Genomic DNA, 2,531 nt, shown 5'->3' on the forward strand with positions numbered 1-2,531 from the left:
ATTTTAACTTCTGTTCTAATTATAAAACGTTACAAAACAAGGAGGATTTATTATGAAAGAAAAAGTTGTTTTAGCATACTCAGGTGGTCTCGATACTACAGCCCTGATTCCATGGCTGAAGGAAACCTTTAACTATGACGTTGTCTGCTGCTGCGTAAACTGCGGACAGGGAAATGAGCTTGACGGACTGGAAGAAAGAGCACGACTTTCCGGAGCTTCTAAGTTATATATTGAAGATATCGTAGATGAATTCTGTGACGAATACGTTATGCCGTGTGTAGAAGCAGGCGCAGTTTATGAACATCAGTACCTTCTTGGTACTTCCATGGCACGTCCTGTCATTGCAAAAAAACTTGTGGAAATCGCACGAAAAGAAAATGCGGTTGCAATCTGTCATGGGGCAACCGGAAAAGGAAATGACCAGATCCGTTTTGAACTCGGCATCAAAGCTCTGGCTCCGGATATCAAGATCATCGCTCCATGGCGTATGACTGATGTATGGACCATGCAGTCCCGTGAAGATGAACTTGCATTCTGCCAGGCTCACGGCATCAATCTGCCATTTGATGCACGTCACAGCTACAGCCGCGACCGTAACTTATGGCATATCAGCCACGAAGGACTCGAGCTTGAAGATCCTTCCCAGGCTCCAAATTATGATGATATGCTTGTTTTAAGTGTTACTCCTCAGAAAGCTCCTGATAAAGAAACAGAGATCACTATGACTTTCGAAGAAGGTATTCCGAAAACTCTCAATGGAAAAGCAATGAAGGTATCTGAGATCATCACCGAACTGAACCGAATCGGCGGAGAAAATGGAATTGGTATTGTTGATATTGTAGAAAACCGTGTAGTAGGCATGAAATCCCGTGGTGTATACGAAACACCAGGAGGAACTATCCTTATGGCAGCTCATGATCAGCTTGAAGAACTGACTCTTGACCGTGACACCATGGAAGCCAAGAAAAAGCTTGGAAGCCAGTTTGCACAGGTTGTTTATGAAGGAAAATGGTTTACACCGCTCCGTGAAGCGATCCAGGCCTTTGTAGAATCCACACAGAAATATGTTACCGGGGAAGTAAAAATGAAACTTTACAAAGGAAACATCATCAAAGCCGGAACCACTTCTCCATACAGCCTTTACAATGAGTCCCTTGCTTCTTTCACAACCGGTGATATGTACGACCATCATGATGCAGACGGATTTATCACACTGTTCGGACTTCCGCTGAAAGTAAGAGCTATGAAACTTCTGGAAGTAGAACAGAACAAAAATAATCAGTAAAATTTATGGGAATAGCCCTGCCGGCCAGAGATCAAAACTGGCCGGCAGATTTTTATTTAGCTGCTATCCTGCTTTCATATGTATCGTCTGCAGAAAGCAGCAAACAGAAATTCTTTCAATTTTCAACCTTAATGTTTTTTTTCTTCAGTCTTTTATATGTCCACTCCCGGAACAGAGCATAGAGCACAGACACCAGAGGAATAAAGATCAGCATACCGATCACTCCCAGCAGGCTGCCGCCAATGGTCACTGCCATCAGAACCCATACCGACGGAAGTCCTACTGAGCCTCCTACCACATGAGGGTAGATCAGATTTCCCTCAATCTGCTGCAGGACAAAAAACAGAATCAAAAACAGCAATGCCTGCATAGGACTTACCAGAAGAATCAGAAGAAAACTAATGGCACAGCCAATAAAAGCGCCAAATACCGGAATCAATGCAGTAAATGCGATCAGAACACCCACCAGCATGGCATATGGGAATCGGAAAAGCGTCATTGCTACAAAGAACATCGTTCCCAGGATTACGGCTTCAATACACTGTCCTGTTACAAATCCAGAAAAAATACTGTTTGCAAGTGAACATACATGAAGGATATATTTCACTGTTTTTTCCGGGAAGATTGCATAAAACGCTTTTTTCGTCTGTACAGCCAGACGTTCCTTCTGAAGAAGAATATAGCAGGCAAAAACAAATCCGATTCCCAGATTCATTGCCGTATTAACAATCCCCATCGTAACAGACACTGTAGAAGTGAGAATATTGTTCACTCCATTCTGAAGCGCCCCGATCACGGCATCTAATGTTTTCTGCGGCTGGATCTCCAACGATTCTGCCCATTCTGCAATGACAGAATCCTGTTTGAAATTCTCATCGATCCATATGGTCAGATTTTCAATCCCTCTTTCAATATTACGCCCAAGTCCCATTACCGTTGTAGCCAGTTCCGGGATCACTACCTGTCCTACAATATAAACAGCAAGCGCAGCTACCAGAATCGCAAGGATCATGCTTACCGGACGCGCTATCTTTTTTACAAACTTTGTATCTTTCCATTTGCCTCTGCCAAACACATTCTTTTCAATAAATTTCATAGGAACATTCAGGACGAATGCGATACCGGCTCCTACTATAAACGGCAGGAACAGTCCGATCACTCTCATCAGAAAATCCAGAACAACATTCAGATTCTGAAGTCCCACATATAAAAGAACAGCAAATAAAATCAGGACGAATGCGATACC

At 43.1% G+C, this 2,531-nt stretch carries 2 protein-coding genes; one reads left to right on the forward strand and one right to left on the reverse strand.

From position 1 onward, the window contains the following. The first annotated feature begins 52 nt into the window (after nucleotides 1–52). Nucleotides 53–1,285 (forward strand): argininosuccinate synthase, encoded by a 1,233-nt coding sequence (locus RDS42_RS14070; protein ID WP_308784212.1) that lies wholly within the window; start codon nucleotides 53–55, stop codon nucleotides 1,283–1,285. 115 nt (nucleotides 1,286–1,400) lie between these two features. Here RDS42_RS14070 and RDS42_RS14075 read toward each other — a convergent pair whose 3' ends face one another. After that, nucleotides 1,401–2,528 carry an AI-2E family transporter gene (locus RDS42_RS14075; RefSeq protein ID WP_308784213.1) on the reverse strand — a complete coding sequence of 376 codons (1,128 nt, stop codon included), beginning with the start codon at nucleotides 2,526–2,528 and terminating at the stop codon, nucleotides 1,401–1,403. Nucleotides 2,529–2,531 lie beyond the last annotated feature (3 nt).

The organism is uncultured Blautia sp., from assembly GCF_902497045.1.
In the GTDB taxonomy this organism is placed as follows: Bacteria; Bacillota; Clostridia; order Lachnospirales; family Lachnospiraceae; genus Blautia_A.